Below are 2751 nucleotides of genomic sequence, written 5' to 3' on the forward strand. Positions count from 1 at the left end.
GCTCAAGGATTCGCCGGTGCAGGTCTACACGCCATTTCAATCAGCTTAGGCTACGGGCGGATGTACTTGCGGGCTTTTGCGCGCAGCCGCCTAACAATTCATTCAAGCCGACGCCGCTTCGCGGCGCGGCTTAACCTGAATCCGGCGTCGACAGCAGGAGCGAGACCCGACAGACCGGGCCGCTGCTGCCGCGAAAACGACCGCAAGGTTGAGTGAGCGAAAGCTAATGAGAAAGTAGCTTTCGCTCAACGGCGAAATCGTCACGGGTGCCGGCATCGGAATGGGTCTTCGCGAGCCAGCGTACCAACATTGGCGCCGGATTCAGGCTTAATTCAAGCGTTAGACCGCGCCCAAGACGCGCTTGCACGGTCCGCCAAGTGAGGCTACACTCATGGCCATGCGCTGGCAAGATCGCATTACGGTTACTCCCGGGGTTCGGAGCGGGAAACCGTGCATAAAGGGAACCCGCATTACCGTGTATGACATCCTCGAATATCTTGCTGGCGGCATGACCGAAGCCCAGATCCTGGCCGACTTCCCTGACATCACAGCGGAAGACATCCATGCCTGCCTGGCCTTCGCTGCCAGCCGTGAACGCCGGCTTACGAGTTCGTCAGCGGGGTGAAGCTCCTTCTCGATGAGAACCTGAGCCCCAGGCTCGTCCAAGCTCTCGAACCGGAGTATCCGGGAACTACCCATATCCGCACGCTCGGCCTGCGGGGTGCGACAGACGAGGCGATCTGGGAACAGGCCCGGCACGAGGGTTTTGCCATCGTCTCAAAAGACAACGACTTTCGACAGCTCAGTTTCCTCTACGGCGCTCCGCCCAAGGTCATCTGGCTGTCGGTTGGCAACGCCGGCACGGAATCCATCCTTCGCTTCCTGCGAACTCAGCGCAGACAGATCCAAGCGTTTGAGGCTGACACGGAGGCGTCCCTCCTCGTTCTTACGTTGGCTGAGACTGCGGTCTAACGCGCCGCTGGAACGGACCGCGCTGACGCGCAGCCGCTCAGCGGCCACCCGTTAGCCACGGGCGAGAACGGACACCCTTGTGGCGCTACCACCGCTGAGTGAGAACGGTGAGCTCCCACCCGGTGTGCATCCGGCATCCTTGCGTGAGCCCCTGGACCGCTTCGGTATCGGCTCAGCGCAGCGGAAGGCATTGGCCCTCCGTCTCGCCCGCGTCTACGGCGTGGCTCAAGCGAGCGGCCGCGTGGAGCGGTTCGTGGTCTTCGGATCGTTCGTCACCAACAAGCTCGAGCCCAACGATGTGGACGTGTTCCTGCTCATGGCGGACACTTTCGACGTGTCCCATCTCCGCGGCGAAGCTCAGCTGCTCTTCGACCATGCCGCCGCGCAAGCGAACTTCGGCGCGAGCGTGTTCTGGGTCCGGCATCTGGCCGCTTGGCCGGGCGAGCAGGCCGCGATAGAATTTTGGCAAGTCAAGCGCGGCGGTGGCCGGCGGGGGATCGTCGAAGCCATGCCGCGGGAAGCATCATGCTTGCCAACGATCAAGAGCTCAACGCTACCCTGGAGCGGATCCGCCATCTCCAGAGCCAAGTGGCTCATCTGCGCCAGGTGGAGACGAACCCGGCGAACTACCACCGCTCGGCGTCCGGGTTCCTGGCGGAGATCGACCGAATGCAGCTGGAGGTCCGCGAGTGCCTCTCCCTTCACCCTGGCGAGTTGAAAGCCAGTGCCTGAGGCAGCGGGAAGGGTGAGCAACCGGGAAGATCGGTAACAGAGTAAACCGGGAACATGAGTAACCCTTGCTGAAAGTCAAGCGCGGATGATGTAGTCAGTTTCATCGACGCGCGCCGGAAGGACGTTGCAGAAGTGGATGGACCAGACGCCATCATCGACCTCCTCGAGACCGATGACCTGCCTCGGGGCACGCCTCCCGGCGAGCTGCCCGTCGAGCAGCCCACGCCCTTTGAGCTTGTGATCAACCGTGCGTCCAGAGAAAGCTGACGCGTTCAGCAGCAGTCAGTCCCGCCGGGGTAAGAGCCAGAGCCCCGTAACTCGGATGGCAGGGGCGAGGGAAACCGACCCTCTGAAGCCCATCGACCAAGCCACCGGAAGGATGGTGAGTGAGTCACCGGGCCGTAACGTTCGCGGTGGCGGCGATGGGCCTCAGCCTGATCGCGCCTTACACCGGGGACCCCAGGGACTACGTTGATGCGGCGTTCATGTCCGTGTTGGCGTTTTCCAGCGCGCCGTGGGCCGTCGTGCGACCCTGACGGCCGGCGACCGGCTCATGCTGATCTCAGGCCCGCTCGCGCCCACCGCAGGTTACACGGAGCGTTAGGCAACTCCCAGCCCGGCGCCGGGAAGGGTGCGGCCGACGACCTGGAGGCGGGCCAGGGCCCGGGCCAGCGCTGCCAGGGCGCGGGTATAGTCGATCTCGTCCTGCGTCTTGCCGGCCAGGCGCTGCTCGGCCCGCTCCCGGGCGCGCTGGGCGCGCACGAGGTCGAGCTCCTCGGGGTGCTCGGCAAGGTCGGCCAGGATGATCATGCGGTCTCCGCTGACCTCGGCGAACCCCCCGTGCACGGCCAGCGCGCGCACCTCCCGACCGCTCCGGTAGGCGACCTCGCCACTCGCCAGCGTCGTCAGGAACGGCGCATGCCCGGGCCAGACCCCGAAGTAGCCCTCCGCGCCCGGGGCCACGACCTCGTCGGCCTCAGCGCTGACCATGAACCGCGTCGGGGTCGCCAGCTCGAACCGGAGCCTCGCCTCGGCCATCGCCCCTCA

General features: G+C 64.8%; 5 protein-coding genes. 4 read left to right on the forward strand and 1 reads right to left on the reverse strand.

From position 1 onward, the window contains the following. Positions 1-397: 397 nt before the first annotated feature. The 4 genes from HY726_06715 to HY726_06730 all read left to right on the forward strand — a co-directional run bounded on the left by HY726_06715 (position 398) and on the right by HY726_06730 (position 2240). Positions 398-625, forward strand: a complete 228-nt coding sequence (locus HY726_06715; protein ID MBI4608679.1) for a DUF433 domain-containing protein — start codon at positions 398-400, stop codon at positions 623-625. Beyond that, positions 622-972: a DUF5615 family PIN-like protein gene (locus tag HY726_06720; protein MBI4608680.1), complete on the forward strand. Its 351-nt coding sequence runs from the start codon at positions 622-624 to the stop codon at positions 970-972. Before HY726_06715 ends, HY726_06720 begins: the two co-directional genes overlap by 4 nt. A 525-nt stretch (positions 973-1497) precedes the next feature. Next, positions 1498-1704: a hypothetical protein gene (locus tag HY726_06725; protein ID MBI4608681.1), complete on the forward strand. Its 207-nt coding sequence runs from the start codon at positions 1498-1500 to the stop codon at positions 1702-1704. Between the two features lie 386 nt (positions 1705-2090). Next, a complete protein-coding gene (locus HY726_06730; GenBank protein MBI4608682.1) occupies positions 2091-2240 on the forward strand; it encodes a hypothetical protein in 150 nt (49 codons plus the stop codon). A 64-nt stretch (positions 2241-2304) separates the two neighbouring features. Here the strand turns inward: HY726_06730 and HY726_06735 are convergent, their stop codons facing one another. Further along, complete coding sequence (locus tag HY726_06735) at positions 2305-2742, reverse strand: F0F1 ATP synthase subunit epsilon (protein ID MBI4608683.1); 438 nt, start codon at positions 2740-2742, stop codon at positions 2305-2307. Positions 2743-2751 lie beyond the last annotated feature (9 nt).

Source organism: Candidatus Rokuibacteriota bacterium, from assembly GCA_016209385.1.
Classification (GTDB): domain Bacteria; phylum Methylomirabilota; class Methylomirabilia; order Rokubacteriales; family CSP1-6; genus JACQWB01.

Coding starts and splice junctions, on each gene's coding strand:
- HY726_06715 (MBI4608679.1), top strand. CDS start 398: ATGCGCTGGCAAGATCGCATTACGGTTACTCCCGGGGTTCGGAGCGGG.
- HY726_06725 (MBI4608681.1), top strand. CDS start 1,498: ATGCTTGCCAACGATCAAGAGCTCAACGCTACCCTGGAGCGGATCCGC.
- HY726_06735 (MBI4608683.1), bottom strand. CDS start 2,742: ATGGCCGAGGCGAGGCTCCGGTTCGAGCTGGCGACCCCGACGCGGTTC.